18 protein-coding genes are annotated in these 16779 nt (G+C 74.8%); 4 read left to right on the top strand and 14 right to left on the bottom strand.

What is annotated here, in order from left to right:
• Positions 1 to 157: 157 nt before the first annotated feature.
• The 5 genes from IE329_RS33870 to IE329_RS33890 all read right to left on the bottom strand — a co-directional run bounded on the left by IE329_RS33870 (position 158) and on the right by IE329_RS33890 (position 6022).
• Entirely contained in the window at positions 158 to 709 is a 552-nt protein-coding gene (locus IE329_RS33870; RefSeq protein ID WP_190214871.1) for a WXG100 family type VII secretion target, read from the bottom strand.
• A gap of 2 nt (positions 710 to 711) precedes the next feature.
• Positions 712 to 1521 carry a WXG100 family type VII secretion target gene (locus IE329_RS33875; protein WP_190214872.1) on the bottom strand — a complete coding sequence of 270 codons (810 nt, stop codon included), beginning with the start codon at positions 1519 to 1521 and terminating at the stop codon, positions 712 to 714.
• A 273-nt stretch (positions 1522 to 1794) separates the two neighbouring features.
• Entirely contained in the window at positions 1795 to 3348 is a 1554-nt protein-coding gene (locus IE329_RS33880) for a cellulose binding domain-containing protein (protein ID WP_190214873.1), read from the bottom strand.
• Positions 3349 to 3734: 386 nt separating this feature from the next.
• Positions 3735 to 5231 carry a sensor histidine kinase gene (locus tag IE329_RS33885; RefSeq protein WP_190214890.1) on the bottom strand — a complete coding sequence of 499 codons (1497 nt, stop codon included), beginning with the start codon at positions 5229 to 5231 and terminating at the stop codon, positions 3735 to 3737.
• Positions 5232 to 5302: 71 nt separating this feature from the next.
• Entirely contained in the window at positions 5303 to 6022 is a 720-nt protein-coding gene (locus tag IE329_RS33890; protein WP_190214874.1) for a response regulator transcription factor, read from the bottom strand.
• 203 nt (positions 6023 to 6225) lie between these two features.
• On the opposite strand from IE329_RS33890, the gene IE329_RS33895 reads away from it, so the two are divergent.
• On the top strand, positions 6226 to 6774 hold the full coding sequence (locus tag IE329_RS33895) for a hypothetical protein (protein WP_190214875.1): 549 nt from the start codon (positions 6226 to 6228) through the stop codon (positions 6772 to 6774).
• A 13-nt stretch (positions 6775 to 6787) separates the two neighbouring features.
• Here IE329_RS33895 and IE329_RS33900 read toward each other — a convergent pair whose 3' ends face one another.
• Entirely contained in the window at positions 6788 to 7531 is a 744-nt protein-coding gene (locus tag IE329_RS33900; RefSeq protein ID WP_190214876.1) for a VOC family protein, read from the bottom strand.
• 332 nt (positions 7532 to 7863) lie between these two features.
• Here IE329_RS33900 and IE329_RS33905 point away from each other — a divergent pair, with 332 nt between their 5' ends.
• Positions 7864 to 8337, top strand: coding sequence for an Lrp/AsnC family transcriptional regulator (locus tag IE329_RS33905; protein WP_190214877.1), 474 nt, complete (start codon positions 7864 to 7866; stop codon positions 8335 to 8337).
• A 220-nt stretch (positions 8338 to 8557) separates the two neighbouring features.
• Positions 8558 to 9331 (top strand): IclR family transcriptional regulator, encoded by a 774-nt coding sequence (locus IE329_RS33910; RefSeq protein WP_190214878.1) that lies wholly within the window; start codon positions 8558 to 8560, stop codon positions 9329 to 9331.
• Positions 9332 to 9597: 266 nt separating this feature from the next.
• On the opposite strand, the gene IE329_RS33915 is transcribed toward IE329_RS33910, so the two are convergent.
• From IE329_RS33915 to IE329_RS33945, 7 genes are all read right to left on the bottom strand, one after another.
• Positions 9598 to 10398: a YlbL family protein gene (locus tag IE329_RS33915; protein ID WP_229927983.1), complete on the bottom strand. Its 801-nt coding sequence runs from the start codon at positions 10396 to 10398 to the stop codon at positions 9598 to 9600.
• A 79-nt stretch (positions 10399 to 10477) separates the two neighbouring features.
• Entirely contained in the window at positions 10478 to 11128 is a 651-nt protein-coding gene (locus IE329_RS33920; protein WP_073923031.1) for an IclR family transcriptional regulator, read from the bottom strand.
• A gap of 348 nt (positions 11129 to 11476) precedes the next feature.
• On the bottom strand, positions 11477 to 11941 hold the full coding sequence (locus tag IE329_RS33925; protein WP_190214879.1) for a DUF2752 domain-containing protein: 465 nt from the start codon (positions 11939 to 11941) through the stop codon (positions 11477 to 11479).
• Between the two features lie 3 nt (positions 11942 to 11944).
• Positions 11945 to 12181 carry a TM2 domain-containing protein gene (locus tag IE329_RS33930; protein ID WP_073923030.1) on the bottom strand — a complete coding sequence of 79 codons (237 nt, stop codon included), beginning with the start codon at positions 12179 to 12181 and terminating at the stop codon, positions 11945 to 11947.
• Positions 12182 to 12796: 615 nt separating this feature from the next.
• Positions 12797 to 14626: a DEAD/DEAH box helicase gene (locus IE329_RS33935; RefSeq protein WP_229927986.1), complete on the bottom strand. Its 1830-nt coding sequence runs from the start codon at positions 14624 to 14626 to the stop codon at positions 12797 to 12799.
• A gap of 162 nt (positions 14627 to 14788) precedes the next feature.
• Positions 14789 to 15175 (bottom strand): type II toxin-antitoxin system death-on-curing family toxin, encoded by a 387-nt coding sequence (locus tag IE329_RS33940; RefSeq protein WP_190214880.1) that lies wholly within the window; start codon positions 15173 to 15175, stop codon positions 14789 to 14791.
• Positions 15172 to 15375, bottom strand: coding sequence for a ribbon-helix-helix protein, CopG family (locus IE329_RS33945; RefSeq protein ID WP_373311382.1), 204 nt, complete (start codon positions 15373 to 15375; stop codon positions 15172 to 15174). The genes IE329_RS33940 and IE329_RS33945 overlap by 4 nt, the downstream gene beginning before the upstream one ends.
• 185 nt (positions 15376 to 15560) lie before the next feature.
• Here IE329_RS33945 and IE329_RS33950 point away from each other — a divergent pair, with 185 nt between their 5' ends.
• Positions 15561 to 15998: an SsgA family sporulation/cell division regulator gene (locus tag IE329_RS33950; RefSeq protein ID WP_190214881.1), complete on the top strand. Its 438-nt coding sequence runs from the start codon at positions 15561 to 15563 to the stop codon at positions 15996 to 15998.
• Between the two features lie 81 nt (positions 15999 to 16079).
• Here the strand turns inward: IE329_RS33950 and IE329_RS33955 are convergent, their stop codons facing one another.
• Complete coding sequence (locus tag IE329_RS33955) at positions 16080 to 16643, bottom strand: class F sortase (protein WP_190214894.1); 564 nt, start codon at positions 16641 to 16643, stop codon at positions 16080 to 16082.
• Positions 16644 to 16779: the final 136 nt, after the last annotated feature.

Consider the following 16779-nt stretch of genomic DNA (forward strand, 5'->3'; position numbering starts at 1 on the left):
GTCAGCTCCGTCCGCCGTTCGACCAACTAGGGACCCTACCCGATGGGTGGAGGGCCGGCCGGGCCGTGGGCGAGCCGGACGGTGGGCGGGGGCCGGGACGGGCACCCGGCCCCGGCGTCCGTGACGGCGACGCGTCGCGGACGCCGGGGCGACGGCCTCAGGCCGTGCGGACCTGCCCCGCCAGGCCGCGGGCCGTCCCGCTCATGGCGTCGAGCTGCCCGGTGAGGGCCCGGTCGGTGTCGGCGGCCTGCTCCAGGATCCGGCCGATGGTGGCGCTGGTCCGCTCGGCCCGCTGTTTGAGCTCGGCGTCCTGCCGGGCCGCCGTGGCCTCGTCGGTGTAGGCGGTCGGCGTGGCCTCCCAGGAGACGCTGCCGTCGTCGCCGACGACCAGGCCGCCGGCCGTCGCCTCGTCGACGGTCTGCTGGAGGTTGATCTGGGCGGCCCGGATGTCGGCGGCGCCCTGGTTCAGCAGCTTGCTCATCGGGGCGAGCCCCGTGGTGGTGTCGTCGAGCTTCTTGCCGGTCCGCCCGATGGACCCGTTGGCCGCGGTGGCGGCGGGGCCCTGCCAGCCGGAGTGGGCGACCGGGTCGGCGGTGCCGCCCCGCCACTCGCGCTGGTCGTCCTGGAGCGAGTCCTGCAGTTTGGCGTACGCCTGGGCGGCGGTTTCGAGGGCGCTCGGGTCGGCCTCGCGCAGCGATCGGAAGTCCATGGTCACAGCCCTGTCGGTGCGGGACCCTCGCCCAGGATGGCGCGGTGCATCCGCTCCTGCGCCTCCTTGGTCGGCGGGTCGAAGTGGTGGATCTCGAACGGCTCGTCCGGCCCGGTGGCCGCGGGCAGCGGCTTCACCGGGCCCGGCACGAAGACCGGCATGATGTCCGCCGGGTACGGCGCCGTGATCCAGTCGATCGGGGTGACCGTGGCGGGCCGCGCCGGGCCGGGTGCGATCGGGTGGACGACCGCGGGCCCCGGGCCGGTGAAGACCGGCGGGACGATCCCCGGCCGGCCGGGCGCGATCGGGTCGCGGCCGCCCGGGGCGACCGGGTGGACGACACCCTCCTCGCCGGGCCGGTCCGGGTACGGCAGGATCACCGCGTCCGGGCCGCTCCCGCTGCGGGGCGGGGCGGGGTACGGCAGGGTGTGGGTGCCGTCCAGGCCGGTGGCGGCCATGGTGGTCATGGTGGCGGTGAGGCCGGTGGTGTCGCCGGCGGCCGCCATCGTGCCGGCGTTCGCCTGGTCGGCCGCGCGGTAGTTGCCGGCGGTCCTGACCAGGTTGTCCCCGCAGCGGTCCATGTCCGCGGCGGTGGAGTCCAGGGCCGCCTTCCAGCTGTCGGTGCAGTTGTTCAGCGCCGCGCCGCTCCCCCACCCCTTCAGGGCTCCCCGGGCCGCCTCGGCCGGCGCCGCCAGGCCCTTGGCCTGGTCGGGGAGCCGGGCCGCCGTCCGCCGGCCGTTCTGCCCCGCGCTCTCCAGGACCTCCGGTTTCACCTCGAACCCGGAGCCGCCGCCACTCGTGTCGATCGGCATCGTCCGTACACCCCCGTTCACCGCCCGCCGTGGCGGGCCGTCCCCCGTCGCGCGGGCCGGACGCCGCGCGCTCTGTCCTCCAAAATAGCCCACCCCTGCGGACGCCCGGTCGTGGGCGGCCGCGCTGCCCACGACCGGTGCTGACCGCGTGTCAGTGCCGGCGGCCGGGTGCGCGACGGGTGGAACCGGTCCGGCCGCGGCTCCTGGCGGGAGTCGCGGCCGGCGGGGAAGGGACGGTGGTGTCGGGGGCGGTGGGGAGGGGAGCGGTGGGGATCAGCCGGTGTAGGCGCCCAGGGCACGGGTGAAGTCCAGCGGCTGCTGGACGATGCTGCTGCAGGAGGCGTCCGCGTACTGCTTGGCGCCGCCGTCGCAGGCCTTGTCCCGGGTGCCGGACCACATGGCCAGCCAGGCCAGGTGCTTGGACTTGGCGAAGTCGGCGAGCTGCTTGGCGTCCGCGACGGTGAAGACCTCGGTGGAGACGTCGTTGACGCCGATCATCGGGGTGACGGCGACCTTGGCCCAGGCGGCGCTGTCGTCGAGGCCGAGCACGCTCTTGACCTGCGCCTGGGTCGCGGTGGCCGCGGCGATGGCGTACTTGCCCATCTGGCCCTGCGGGTTGGGGGCGACGCCGTCGCCGAAGTCCATCGCCATGATGTTGACGGCGCCGATCGCGACGCCGTTCTTCTTGGCGTCGGCGACCAGGTTGACGCCCTCCTGGGTGAGGCCGGTGGGCAGCGCCGGGAGGGTGTAGGAGACGTCCAGGGTGCGGCCCTTGGCGGCGGCGTTCTTCTGCAGCTGGGCGATCGCCTGGGCACGGCGGGTGTTGGCGGCGGCGTCGGCGATGGCGCCGCCCTCGACGTCGAAGTCGACCTTGGTGAGGCCGAAGGCGTCGACGGTCTTCTGGTACGCGGCGGTCAGGTCCGCCACCGTGCCGCAGACCAGGGCGAGTTCGCTGCCGTTGGCCCCGCCGAAGGAGGCCCGGACGTCACCGCCGGCGGCGCGCAGCGCGCCGATCTGCGCGGCCACCGCGTCGGTCGCGAGGTCGCTGACGCCGCCCCACTTGGGGGTGCAGCCGCCGCCGGAGACCACGAAGGCGAGGTTGAAGTTCTTCACGCCGGTGGCCTTCGCGGTGGCGACCAGGTCGTACGGCGGGTAGAGCGAGGTGTCGACGTACGGGGCGAAGCCCGCGCCGGTGACCGGGGCGGCGGTCTGGGTCGGCGTCGGCGTGGCGGTGGTGGGCGTGGCGGTGGGGGTCTTGGTGGCGGTCGGGCTGGGCGCGGCGGTGCTGGGCGCGGCCGTGGCGGTGGGGGACGCGCTGGGCTGCACGGTGGGCGTCGAGGTGGGGCGGCCCGAGGGGGTCGGCAGGGTGCCGTCCCCCGCCTTGCAGGAGGCGTTGTTGATGAGGCAGTTGCCGGGTTCGGCCTGGGCCGCGCCGGAGCCCTGGACGACGAATCCCACCGAGAGGCTCTTGCCGGGGTCGAGGTGCTTGTTCCAGGACTCGGGCTTGACGGTGATGTGCTGGCCCGAGGCGGTGAACCCGGCGTTCCAGAGCGAGCTGATGCTGGCGCCCGCGGGGAGGTCGAAGCTGAGCGTCCAGTCCTCGATGGCGCTGCTGTCGGGGTTGGTCACCAGGTACTGGCCGGTGTAGCCGCCGTCCCAGGTGCTGGTGCGGCTGTAGACGGCGCCCAGCGAGGCGGCGCTGGCGGAGGAGGCCAGGGCGACCACCGCGCCGGCGACGACGGCGGCGGCGACCACCGAGGCTCCGACGACGGTGCCCTTGCGGCTGCGCCGGTGGTGCCGCGTACGGCTGGTGGGCTGGGACGTCATGGTGGGCGTACCTCCGCGAGGTGACCGTGGGAACAGGGGCCCGGGCGGGCGGGCGAGGCGTCGCCGGTGGGGGTCTGGACGCCTCGTCCGGCCCGGGCACGGCCGACGTTAGCGGCGCGGCGCGGGGCCCGGCGGCCTGCTCAGGGAGGCGAACAGCTCCCTTACGGCGCGCTTAAGGAAGATCCGTCGGCAGGCCCGTCCGGGGCGGCCGACCGGCGGGGCGGCCGGCTCCGGAGCACCCGGCGGCGGCCGGGCCGGGCGGGGGTGCCGGGCGGCCGCGGGCGGCGGCGGGGTGCTGGTCGCCGTCGGTCGCGAGGCCACCGGTCCGCCGGCTCGGCCCGTCCGGGGACGGGCCCGCCCCTGCGCTCAGCGGTGGTGACGGCCGGTCATCGCGGGAACAGGGAGCTGCGGGTGCGACGGCGGCTGGCCCGGGCGGGGGTCCCGTCGGGGCGGGTCTGCAGGCGCAGCCGGATCTCGGCCCCGCCCAGGACGGCGGAGCGGCCCAGCGCCAGGTCGCCGCCGGTGGCCTCGGCCAGCTTGCGGACGATGTCGAGCCCGAGGCCGGTGGAGCCGTCGCCGCCGTGACCCTGGCCGCGCTGCAGGGCGGCGTCGGGGTCGCTGAATCCCGGCCCGGCGTCGCCGACCAGGACGATCACCGAGCTGTCGGTGGCCAGCACGTCGACCGAGAAGGCGGTGCCGACGACGGTGTGCCGGAAGACGTTGCCGAGCAGGGCGTCGACGGAGGCCGCCAGGTCGCCGCGCTGGACGGGTACGGGGGTGGGCCGCTCGGCGCCGGCCAGCTGCCAGCGGCGGCCCTCGTCCTCGGCGAGCGCGGACCAGAAGCCGACCCGCTCGCGGATCACCTCGGCGGCGTCGCAGCCGACCGTGACGGCGGGTGCGTCCTCGGGCGCCCGGCGGGCGGAGCGGATGATCTGGTCGACCTCGCGCTCCAGTTGGGAGACGGCGTGCCGGGTGGCGTCGGCGGCGTCGCCCTCGCCGAGCGAGGCGGCGTTCAGCCGGAGCACGGTCAGCGGGGTGCGCAGCCGGTGCGACAGGTCTGCGGCCAACTCGCGTTCGGCGGCCAGCAGGTGGACGACGCGGTCGGCCATGGAGTTGAACGCGTGCGCGGCCTCGCGCAGCTCCTCGGGGCTGCCGTCGGCCTGCTTGCCGTCCAGCGGGACCCGGACGGCGAGGTTGCCGCCGCCGAGGGAGCGGGCGGCGGCGGCGAGCGAGCGGGCGGAGGCGACGATCCGGGCGCCCATCCGGTCGGCCACCAGGACGGAGATCGCGACCAGGGCCAGGGCGACCAAGGAGAGCACCAGCCAGGCGGTGGAGACGCCCCGGGTGAGGTCCCCGTCGTCGACGTAGACCTCGACCACCGCGACCCGGGCGGTGTCGACGGCGACGGGCTGCAGCAGGGCGTAGCCGCCGGGGACGTGGACGGTGTACGAGCGGCCCTGGCTGGCGGCGGTGGCGACGTCCGCGTCCAGGCTGCGGACCGCGCCGATGCTGGAGCCGAGGGCGACGGTGCCGGTCGAGGCTCCCCAGTCGCCGCCCTTCCGGGTGGCGCCGGGGGCCGGGGTGGGGGCCGGGCCCCCGCCCGCGGCGGCGGTACCGGGGGCCGCGCCGGTGCCCGCGACGGCGGGCAGGTGGACGGCCATCCGGCCCTGGGCGCCGGCGTCGGTGCTGGCCACGGCGCGGGAGATGGCGTCCTGGTCGGTGGTGATGGCCAGGGCGGGGCCGAGTGCGGCGGCCTGCCGTTCGGCGGCGATGAAGGCCCGGTCGCGCGCGGTCTGCTGGACCATCAGGCCGAGCGGGATCAAGAAGGCCAGCGCGACCATGGTGGTGCCGGCGACGGCGGCCTTGATCAGCGCCCAGCGCAGCGAGTGCCCGGACGACGGCCGGTCCGACGCGCCCCGGGGTCCCGGCGCCCCCCGTCCGCCCGGTGCCCGCCTCACCTCCGGTGCTCCGCGGATGTCGGCCCGGGGGCCTGTCCGGCCGCCTCCAGCCGGACGCCGACCCCGCGCACGGTGTGCAGGTAACGCGGGTTGGAGGCGGTCTCCCCCAGCTTGCGGCGCAGCCAGGAGAGGTGGACGTCGATGGTCTGGTCGCCGCCGTAGGTCTGCCGCCAGACCTCGGCGAGGATCTCCTTGCGCGGGACGACGACCCCCGGACGGGCCGCCAGGAAGGCCAGCAGGTCGAACTCACGCCGGGTCAGGTCGAGCCGGCGGTCGTCCAGGGCGGCTTCGCGGCGCTGCAGGTCGATGGCGAGGCCGCCGACCCGCAGGATCTTCGCCGCGGGGGCGGTGCCGCCGCCGAGCCGGCGCAGCACGGCGGCCATCCGGGCCGAAAGGTGCTCCCCGGAGAAGGGCTTGACCAGGTAGTCGTCGGCGCCGTCGTTCAGCAGCCGGACGATCTCCGCCTCGTCGTCCCGGGCGGTGGAGATGATCACCGGGACGTTGGTGAGGCCGCGGATCATCTTGAGCGCCTCGCTGCCGTCCAGGTCGGGCAGCCCGAGGTCCAGGATCACCAGGTCGCAGCCGACCTGGGCGACCTCGCGCAGGGCCTCAAGAGCGGTACCCACGCTGCGGACCGCGTGCCCCGAGTCGGTCAGGTGCCGGATGAGGGCGGAGCGTACAAAGGGGTCGTCCTCGACCACGAGCACTGTTGCCATGGGCCAGCACGGTACGCCATCCAGGTCAGGTGGTCTGTACCTCGGGGTGGAGTTGGCGGCGGGGTCCGGGGTGGCGGGCCCGGTCGGTCTCGGACGGATATCAGCTGCATCCCGATCGGGTCCGGGTGGTTTGTGCAAGTTCCCTTCCGAAGGCCAGGGGTGCTGAGCTGGTGCTCGTCCCGATACGGCAGGATGAGCGGGCGATGCGGAACGGACTGGTTCAACTCGGCGCCTGGGCGGCGGCCACCGGCGCGGCGGTGGCGCTGTCCTGGTTCGGCGTGCACGCGGTGCTGACCGGCGCGGCCTTCGAGCAGCCGACGGCGCTGCCGCTGCCCTCGCCCGCCGCCAAGGACGTCGCGGCGGCGGAGTCGGCCACCCGGTCGCCCTCGGCCTCCCGGGTGGAGTCCACCCCGGAGGCCGCGCTCGGCACGGCGACCCAGCGGGCCGCCGCACCGGCCACCTCCACGCCGCCCCCGGCGCCGGCCCCGACCACCGCGGCGGCCCCGGCGGCCTCCCGCAAGCCGGCCGAGACCTCGGTGCGCAGTTTCCTGGTGCCGGGCGGCAAGGTGGCGCTGGACCTGCGGCCGAGCAGTGCCGAGCTGGTCTCCGCGACGCCCGACCCCGGCTGGCAGATGCAGGTCTGGCACGGCGACCAGTGGATGCGGATCGACTTCTCCAAGGGCGGCGACGCCAACTCCGTCTTCGTGACCTGGAACGGGCACGAGCCGGACGTCCAGACCGTGGTGCGCTGAGCCGTCAGTACCGTCAATCCACCTGCACTGCGGTGTTTCTGACGATGCGTCCGGCCGTCGGTGCGACGAACCCGGGCAGGTAGGGGCCGGCGTACCGGGAGCGGTCGACCAGGGTGTGCCGGATGCCGCCCGGCGCGCCGATGACGGCGATCAGCACGGACCCGTGGCGGTCCCGCATCTCGTACGGCTCGGCGTACGAGCGGGCGCCCCGGTCGACCGCGAAGTCGTAGGCGTAGTGGACGTCCGGCACGGCGACGGAGAGGTCGACCACGCCCTCGCCGTGCCTGGCGAGGTGGGCGGCCAGGGTGCGGCCGCGCTCGCCGACGACCTGGACGACGGAGGTCAGCACGAACCTGCTGCCGGGGCCCTGGAGCACGTAGGAGACGGTCTCCGGCTCGCCGGTGTCCGGCCCGGCGTAGGCGGTACAGCTGAGGCCGAGCAGGTCGAGGTAGCGCCGGGCGGCCCGTTCGGCGTCCCGGACCACGAAGACCACCGCGTCGGTGCGGCCGCCGGGCAACGGCCCGCCGTCGTCGTCGGTCACCACCGTCGCCGTCGCCGTCGCGCCGGGAGCGGGGGCGGCGACGGGGCCGTGGCCGGGGTGTCCCCCCGGGCGGGTGCGGGGTCCGGCGTCCGGGCCGGCCTCCGGGGCCAGGTCGTACCCGGACCCCCGGCCGCCGCCCCGGTCGGTTCGGGTGCGGGTGCGGAAGGTGTGCACGGTGGCGTGTTCGGTGGCGTGTTCGGCGGCGGTTTCGGTCATGACGAGCCCTCCCGGTGGGCGTGCGGACCAGTACGCGTCCCGACGGGCGGTGGGGGCCGGCCCGCGGGGTGTCGCTGGAGGGTGGCGCCCCGCACACCGATGCGCAACTGTTCCGATTCATCCTGGTCAAGGTGCGCTGCCGGGCCGGAGAATTGGCGGCACGGTTGTACAGAATGCCCATCCGGACGGAGCCCGCGATGCCCCCCGCCAACTCCCCCAGTTCTCCCGGGTCCCCGGGCTCTCCCGGCTCGCCCGGCTCGCCCGGCTCGCCCGGGTCGCCCGGGTCGGCCGGTGCCGCGGCCGGCCCGGCGGCCGCCCGCCCGGCCGGGTCGGTGAACGACGCGATCGACGCCCTGGACGGGAAGTTGATCAGGCTGCTGGCCGAGGAGCCGCGGATCGGGGTGCTGGAGTGCTCGCGCCGGCTGCAGGTCGCCCGTGGCACGGTGCAGGCCCGGCTGGACCGGCTGCAGGCCAAGGGGGTGATCGGCGGGTTCGGCCCGGAGGTCGACCCGGCGGCGCTCGGCTACCCCGTCACGGCCTTCGCCACCCTGGAGATCTCGCAGGGCCAGGGCGCCGACGTACGGGCCCACCTCTCGGCCGTGCCCGAGGTGCTGGAGCTGCACACCATCACAGGGCACGGGGACATGATGGTGCGGATCGTGGCCCGTTCGAACGCCGATCTGCAACGGGTGATCGACCGGGTGGTGGGCTTCGACGGGATCGTCCGCTCCTCCACCGCGATCGCCCTGGAGAACCCCGTGCCGTACCGGATCCTGCCGCTGGTGGACCAGGCCGCCGCGGAGTGAGGGCACCTCAGGGGCGCTGATGGCCAGGCCGCCTGACGGCCCGGCGGGGATCCGGCCGCCCGGGGGCGCGGCACGGCACGAATCGAGGCGACCCGCCGTCAGCCGAGGCATATGCCAGCGGCTCGTGCGGCCATGATCCGTGCATGAACGTTCAGTCATCTCTCGGTACCGCCATGACGTCCCCTCCGGCCGGCCCCGCGGCCACCCGCGAGGCCGCCCGGTGAACGCCGCCACGACGCCCGCGGCCGACGCCGCGCCGACCCTGATCACCTCCGCCCAGCGGGCCCTGCGGCTGCTGGAGGCCGCCGCCCGCTACCCGGGCGGGGCCACCGCCAAGCAGCTGGCCCGGGACACCGGGCTCGCCCTCGGCACCACCTACCACCTGCTGCGGACCCTGGTGCACGACCGCTACCTGGAACGCCTGGACGGCCGCTACCTGACCGGCCCGGCGGTCTCCGGGCTCACCGGGCGGGAGACCCCGGTGGCGGGCCGGGAACGGCTCACCCGGCTGCTCACCCTGCTGTCGGACGAGCTGTCCGCCGCCGTCTACTTCTCCCGCTACCGCCACGGCGAGGTGGAGCTGGTCGCCTCCGTGCCGGCCCCCGGCGCGCCGCTGATCGACCAGCGGAACTACCGCTCGGGCGCGCACGCCCACTCGGCGGGCAAGACCCTGCTCGCCCTGATGTCCGCCGAGGAGCGCCGCTCGCACCTGGCCCGCCACCCGATGGTCCCGCTGACCCCGTACACCCTGCGGGAGCCCGCCCACCTGCCGTTGCTGCCCCGCCAGGGCCCGCAGCGGGCGACCCCGATCACGCAGTACCAGGAGTACGTGCTCGGCACGGCCGGCGCGGCGGTGCCGATCGTGGCCGGCTACGGCATCGCCGCCGTGTCGGTTTCCCTGCCGATGGCCCAGGCGCACCGGTTAGCCGCCATCGCCGCCCAGCTGCGCACCCGGCTGAGCGACGACTTCCTCGCGGTGGCCTTCGGCCTCTGACGCCCCTGCCCCCACCGGCCGGGCGAACGGGGTTGCGCCCGGCCCCTACGGCGGCCGACGGATCGCGCGTGGGCACCGGCGACGGCACGGCGGCCCGGCAGGCGCGGCGGGCCCGACGAGCCCGGCGCCCCAGCGGCACAGCTTCCCGGCGGCCCGGTACCTCAGCGCCTCAGCACCTCAGCAGCACGGACGCCGGCGGCCCGGCGCCTCGGCGCGTCAGCATCACAGCACGCCGGTGGCCCGGTACCTCAGCGGCCCGGCGCCCCTCAGCAGCTCGGCACCTCGCCGCCGTCCCGCAGCGCCTTGAGCGCCGAGACCGACTCCGCGAGCGTGGAGACCGGCACCAGCCGGAGCCCCTCGGGGGTGTTCACCTTGGCGTCCGAGCACTCGCCCTTGGGGACCAGGAACACCGTGGCACCGTCCCGCGCCGCCGCCTGGGTCTTCAGCGGGACGCCGCCGACCGCGCCCACATTGCCCTCGTCGTCGATGGTCCCGGTGCCGGCGACGGTCCGGCCCGCGGTGAGGCTGCCGCCGTCGCCGCCGAGCTTGTCGACGATCCCGAGCGCCAGCATCTGCCCCGCGCTGGGGCCGCCGATGTCGCCCAGGTCGATCTTGACCTTCACCTGGGCCGGGGAGAGGTGGAGGTAGTCCAGCGCGGCGACCGTGGCGCTGTCCTGCGACTCGGTCATCTGCTGGGCGTTGACCTGCTCGGACTTCACCGGGTCGGACTTGGGGTAGACCGAGTCGGTCGGCCGGACGGCCTCGTCCGGGTCCGCCCAGGCCTGCAGGGCCCGCCAGAGATTGGTCCGCTCGTCCTGGTTGGTGGCCGAGATGGTGACCATCCGCAGCTGTCCGTCGGTCGGGCGCACCGGCGCACCGGTGATGGTGATCACCGGCCGCCCCTGGTAGTCACCCAGGGTGTCCGCCGTGACGCCGGGCATGGTGAGGGTGTACGGCAGCGGCACGAAGGCCGCCACACCGAACAGCGCGGCGACCAGCACGCCGCAGAGCGTCAGCGCGCGCGTCCGGGGGGCGGTCAGGGCGGGGGGCAGCTTCTGGTCGGGCACAGAGGCATCCAAACACACCGGGGGCGCCCGGCGGGGCCGGGCACGAGGTCCCGGCCGCGCCGGTCGCCGGCGCCGGCCGTCAGCGCAGCGCGTCGGCGACCTCGGTGGCGGCCTCGACCACCCGGGGGCCGACCCGCTCGGGGACGAGCCCGTTCAGCATCACCACGCCGACGCTGCCCTCGATGCCGCTCAGTCCGACCAGCGCGGCGGCGGCCCCGCTGGCGCCGGACTGCTCCTCCGCACGGGTGATCACGAAGCCGTCCTCGGGCCTGCGCTGCCCGGGGAAGCCCCGGGCCTCCAGGATCGCCCGGCCGGCCGCGCTCTCGCTCAGCGGGTGGCGCAGGCCGGTCCGGTAGGCGACGTGGAAGTCGGTCCAGCTGGGTTCGACGACGGCCACGGCGAGCGCCTCGTTGCCGTCCACCAGGGTCAGGTGGGCGGTGGCGCCGAGGTCCTCGGCGAGGCTGCGCAGGGCGGGCAGGGCGGCCTCGCGCAGCAGCGGGTGGACCCGGTGGGCGAGCCGCAGGACACCGAGGCCGACCCGGGCCCGGCCGCCGATGTCGCGGCGGACCAGCCCGTGCTGCTCCAGGGTGGCGAGCAGCCGGTAGACGACGGTGCGGTTGACCGCGAGGCGGGCCGCCAGCTCGGTGACGGTCAGCCCGCGCTCCGAGTCGGCGAGCAGTTTGAGGACCCGTACTCCTCGGTCCAGGGTTTGTGAGGTCTCGGCAGTCACGACGCGCATTCCTTTCCGCGGCGGTCACCGGAGGGGCTGGGCCGTCCGGGTGGGGGTGTCGCGCGCAGGTTGGGTGGGCCGCGCCAGGGCACGCCGGTGCCGTCGTCGTTGACGGGCGTGCGGCCCTGCGGGGGTGCCCCGCTCGCGGGGGATTGCCTGGCGAGTGAGCGTGGGGGAAAGGTAGTGAAGGAGATGCTCACTGGGGAAGTGCTTGTCCAAAATTCGGTCATGATCGTTTTGATTCGATCCGACAAACCCGGACAGAAGCGCCTAATTCACAAAGATTTCCTGTGCACCAGTTCGATCACAGTCCGGACTTCGGACACCCACCCGGCCGGAATGCCGGTTTCAGAGCAGATTGCGGGTGATCGTCCAGAGCACGGCCACCCCGAGGACCGCGGCCGTCCCCCGGCGCCCCAGCACCGGCCGCCAGCTCCGCCCGGCCAGGCCGTGCCGCAGCCAGGTGAGGTACAGCGCGGCCACCGCGGGGAGCGCCGGCAGCAGCACCGCGTTGTCGTGCCAGGCCGCGGCGAGATCGCCGTGCAGCAGGTCGAAGGCCATCCGGGTGCCGCCGCAGCCGGGGCACTGCAGGCCGGTGAGCCGGTACCAGGGGCAGAACGGCAGGAGCTGCCCCGGCAGGTGCGGATCGCGGGACCAGAGGTAGGCCGCCCCGGCGGCGCCGGCGGCGGCCAGCCCGAGCGGCGCGGCCGCGGTGCGCAGCCGGACGGCCACGGGAACGGCGAAGCCTCCGCCCCGGGTACGGTCACCGGGGCGGAGGGATCGCGGCTCGCGCGCGGGGCGCGGGGAGCGCATGGCTCAGCTCTTCAGCAGACGGCCCTGGGCGTCGGTGCGGTCGTTGCTGGTGAGGAAGATGATGCCGTCGATCAGGGCCCAGACGCCGAGGCCGCCGCAGGTGAGGAGCTGGGCGATGGCCATGCCGGTGTGGCCGGTGTAGAAGCGGCCGGCGCCGAAGCCGCCGAGGAAGATCTGCAGGACGCCCGCGACGACCTTGGACTTGTCGGACTGCTGGGCGTTGTTCTGGGGGTACGACACGTTCGGTCTGCTCCTTGTGAGGACAGGACCGGGCGGCTGGGGTCTCCGGCCGCCCGGACGGAACGCTCGGGCGGAGCGTTCGAAGAGGAAGGGACACGACACCGTTCGTCCTCGACGAGACCCCGGCGGGCCGCCCGTGACGGCCCGAAGCCGTGGCGGTCCCCCCGTGGCGGCGTAGCACGCGGAACACTAGCGGATGATCACACCGGATGTCTCCACGAATTCTCCGCCATCCCATTAATCCCCCATGACCATTTGGTTACGCTGCGTCAGACAATCGACGGGAATCTGCCGCACGGTGACCGTGCGGCGGCCCCCGGCCCGCCCCGGCCGGACGGCGGTCATCCGCCGGGCGGACCTGCCGCACCGCCACCCGCGCGCCGCGTCGCGGCCGCACGCCGCTCCCCCGGGGACGCCGACCCGAGGGACTCGGGTCGGCCCGGCCCGGCACAGTTCGACCCGGCCCGCTTCGGGCCCGGCCCGCTTCGGCCCGGCCGGGGACCGGCGCCCGCCGGCCGGGCCGCGAAGAACCGGCCCGGGCCGCGCCGGTGCGCCCCGCACCGGCGTCCAACCCCGTACCTCACGCCCCGTCAACAGGCCGACGGGGAACGGCGGTCAGGCCGCCCACTCCTTGACCTTGGCGATCCTGGCCTTGAGCTGATTGGCCGTCGCCTGCGCGGTGAGCGGCCCGCCGCACTGGCGGCGCAGCTCGTTGTGGATGGTGCCGTGCGGCTGGCTGGTCCGGTGGTGCCAGGCGGCGACCAGCCCGTTGAGCTCCTTGCGCAGGTCCCGCAGTTCCTGATGGGTGACCACCGGCCGCTGGTCGGCCGGGAGTTCCAGCAGGTCCGCCTCCTCGGCGGGCTTCGCCCTGCTGCGCTGGATCTGCCGGTGCTGGCGCTTCTGCAGCAGCATCTGCACCTGGTCGGGCTCCAGCAGGCCGGGGATGCCGAGGTAGTCGTCCTCCTCCTCGCTGCCCGGGTGCGCCTGCATGCCGAATTCCATGGCGTTGTAGAGCACCCGGTCGAAGACCGCGTCCGAGCCGATCGCCTCGTAGGAGAACTCGTCGCCGCCGGCGCCGTCCGGCCCGTCGTTGGCGCGCTCGGCCTCGGCGAGCAGGCGGTCCTCCTCGTCGAAGAGGCCGTCCCCCTCCTTCTTCGGCCGGTCCAGCACGTGGTCGCGCTGGAGCTCCATCTCGTTGGCGAAGCCGAGCAGGGTCGGGACGGACGGCAGGAACACCGAGGCCGTCTCACCGCGCTTGCGGGCCCGGACGAAGCGGCCGACGGCCTGGGCGAAGAACAGCGGGGTGGAGATCGAGGTGGCGTACACGCCGACCGCGAGCCGGGGCACGTCGACGCCCTCGGACACCATCCGGACGGCGACCATCCAGCGGGAGGTGCCGGCCGAGAAGTCGGAGATCCGCTGCGAGGCCTCGGTCTCGTCGGAGAGCACCACGGTCGCGCCCTCGCCGGTGATCTCGCGGATCATCTTGGCGTAGGCGCGGGCCGCGTTCTGGTCGGTGGCGATCACCAGTCCGCCCGCGTCCGGGATGGCCTTGCGGACTTCGGTGAGCCGCTTGTCGGCGGCCCGCAGCACGTTCGGGATCCACTCGCCCTGCGGCGCCAGCGCGGTGCGCCAGGCCTGGGCGATCAGGTCCTTGGTCATCGGCTCGCCGAGCCGGGCCTCCAGCTCGTCGCCGGACTTGGTGCGCCAGCGCATGTTGCCGCTGTAGGAGAGGAAGATCACCGGGCGCACGACGTGGTCGGCGAGGGCGTGCCCGTAGCCGTAGGTGTAGTCGGCGACCGACTTGCGGATGCCGTCGCTGCCCGCCTCGTACTGGACGAAGGGGATCGGGTTGGTGTCGGAGCGGAACGGCGTACCGGTCAGCGCGAGCCGGCGGGTGGCCGGCTCGAAGGCCTCGAAGCAGGCCTCGCCCCAGGACTTCGAGTCACCGGCGTGGTGGATCTCGTCCATGATGACCAGCGTCTTGCGGGCCTCGGTGCGGTTGCGGTGCAGCATCGGGTTGACGCCCACGCCCGCGTACGTGACCACGATGCCGTGGTAGTCCTTCGACAGGGGCCCCGAGGAGTACGCCGGATCGAGCCTGATGCCTATCCGGGCGGCCGCCTCGGCCCACTGCTTCTTCAGGTGCTCGGTCGGCGCGATGACGGTGACCTGCTGCACCAGGTGGTTGTGCAGCAGGTACGAGGCCAGGGTGAGCGCGAAGGTGGTCTTGCCGGCGCCGGGGGTCGCGACGGCCAGGAAGTCGCGGGGCTGCTTCTCGATGTACCGGTCGAGGGCACCCTGCTGCCAGGCCCGCAGCTTGCCCGCCGTACCCCAGGGCGCACGCCCGGGGAAGGCCGGCGAGAGGTGGTGCGACGGGGCCCCCGCGGCAGCCGGGCGGACCGGTGCGTGCGGCTCGACCGCGTCGGAGAACAGGGGCGACATGGCGGCGGAAGCGGCTGCGGTACTCACGGTCTCCGAGGGGGATCGTCGCAGGTCAGGGGCACTCTAGCGGCCCCGCCCCGCGGTCGGGCGGCGGTCGGACAACCCGCCTAGCCTACCGGGCCGGGCGCCGGAGCGGCGCCCGACACGGAGGGCGGACGGGGGTCAGGACTGCCCCTGGTGGAGCGCCCGCAGCTGCTCCGCGATGGCGTCCACGTCGCCGATCTCACCGGCCGCGACACCCACCACCAGCAGGTATGCGGCGTCCTGGTCGATGCCGGTCATCTCCGCCCCGTTCAGGTCGAGGAAGACCACCGCGCTCATCCACGCCGTCCGTTTGTTGCCGTCGACGAAGGGGTGGTTGATCGCCAGCGAGTGCAGCAGCGCGGCCGCCTTCTCGAACAGGCCGGGGTACGCCTCGACCCCGAACATCTGGGACTCCGGCCGGTGCGCGGCGGAGGAGAGCAGGCCGAGGTCGCGGACGCCGACCTCCTGCTCCTGACAGGCGTACTCGGCGAGTTCCAGGATCTCCATCACGCTCAGGTACTTCATTCCCCGAGCCTTCGCAGCAGGTCGGAGTGGCGGGCGGCGTACTTGGCACCGAGCTTGCGCACGGCCTCGCGGTCGGTGCCCTCGTCCAGGTAGCGCTCGATCGCCCGGACGACCACCGCGTGCATGCTGCGGCCCTCCGCCTCGGCCCGCTCGCGGAGCGCCTCCTGCTGTTCGTCGGTCAGTCGCAGATTCATCGCCATACCGAAACGGTACTGATTCTGGGGTCAATTCGGTACTACTTTTCCCATCGCCCTGTGATCCGCGTCACTATGACCGGAGGGGTGAAGCCGGGTAATCGGCGGCGCCCCCGCGACTCTCTCCTCAGGTGGGGCCGCAGCAGCACCGTCCGTCACTCGGGCCCCACTCGTACCCTCGGAGGAACCCCGTGCCCACCCCCGCCGTCGAGCAGACCGTGCAGGCCCGCCTCGTCCTCTCCACCCGGCGCTCCGCGCTGCTCGGCGTCACCCTGCGCTACCGCGCCGACGACCCGCTGGCCGTCCGGATGCTCTTCCCCGCCGAGTACTCGCTGGACGCCACCGGGCCGGACGACGGGCCGGCCGGGGCGGAGGTGACCTGGGTCTTCGCCCGGCAGCTGCTGGCCGCCGGCCTCGACCGGCCGGCCGGGATCGGGGACGTCCACGTCCGGCCGGGGCCCGGCCCGCAGACCACGGTCGAGCTGCGCGCCGCCGAGGGGGTGGCCGTGCTCCGGTTCGACACCCCCGGCCTGCGGCACTTCCTGCGGCTGAGCTTCCGGGCCGTCCCCGAGGGCGAGGAGCACCACCACCTGGACGCCGACCGGGCGCTCGCCGAACTGCTCGGCTGACGCCCGGGCGGCCCGTACGCCCCGACGCCCCCGGCCGCCCGCGCCCCGCCCGCATCCCGCCGGCGCAGGCGCCGCGCCCCGTCACGCCCGCTTGCCCCGCACGGTGTCCACCAGGAACGCGTACGCCACGACGTTGCCCCGGTAGCCGTCCCGCTCGCTGAAGCCGCCGCCGCAGGTGATCAGCCGCAGCTGCGCGTCGCCCGCCTGGCCGTACACCCGGTCGTCGGGGAACTCCTGCTTGTCGTAGACCTCGATCGCGTAGATCTGGAAGACCGCCGTGCTGCCGTCCGCCCGGGCGATCTCGATCCGGTCGCCCTGGTGCAGGGCGCCCAGGCTGTAGAAGACCGCCGGACCGCTGCGGGTGTCGACGTGGCCGGCCAGGATCGCGGTGCCGCGCTGCCCGGGGGTGACGGCGCCCCGGTACCAGCCGGCCAGGTTGCGGTCGGTCTCCGGCGGGGGCTCCAGGTGCCCGGCGCCGTCCAGGCCCAGCCCGGTGACGGGGGCGTCCAGCCGGACGGCCGGAATCCTGATCCGGGTCGGGGTGGAGGCGTCCAGCGGCGGCACCACCGAGACCGGCCCGAAGCCGGCCATCCGCTGCCCGGCGCCCGGCAGGGGCGGCAGGGTGCGCCCGCCGTCGTGCAGCATCCAGGCGCCCAGCACCAGGGCCGCGCCGACGGCCAGCGTGCCCGGCCAGGGACTCCTGCTCTGCTGCCCGCCCACCCCGGTGCCCCTCTCGCTCCCGCTCTGCCGCGCTGCGGCCAGTGAACCGGCGCCGGCCGCC

It is taken from the genome of Kitasatospora indigofera (genome assembly GCF_014655955.1).
GTDB lineage: Bacteria > Actinomycetota > Actinomycetes > Streptomycetales > Streptomycetaceae > Kitasatospora > Kitasatospora indigofera.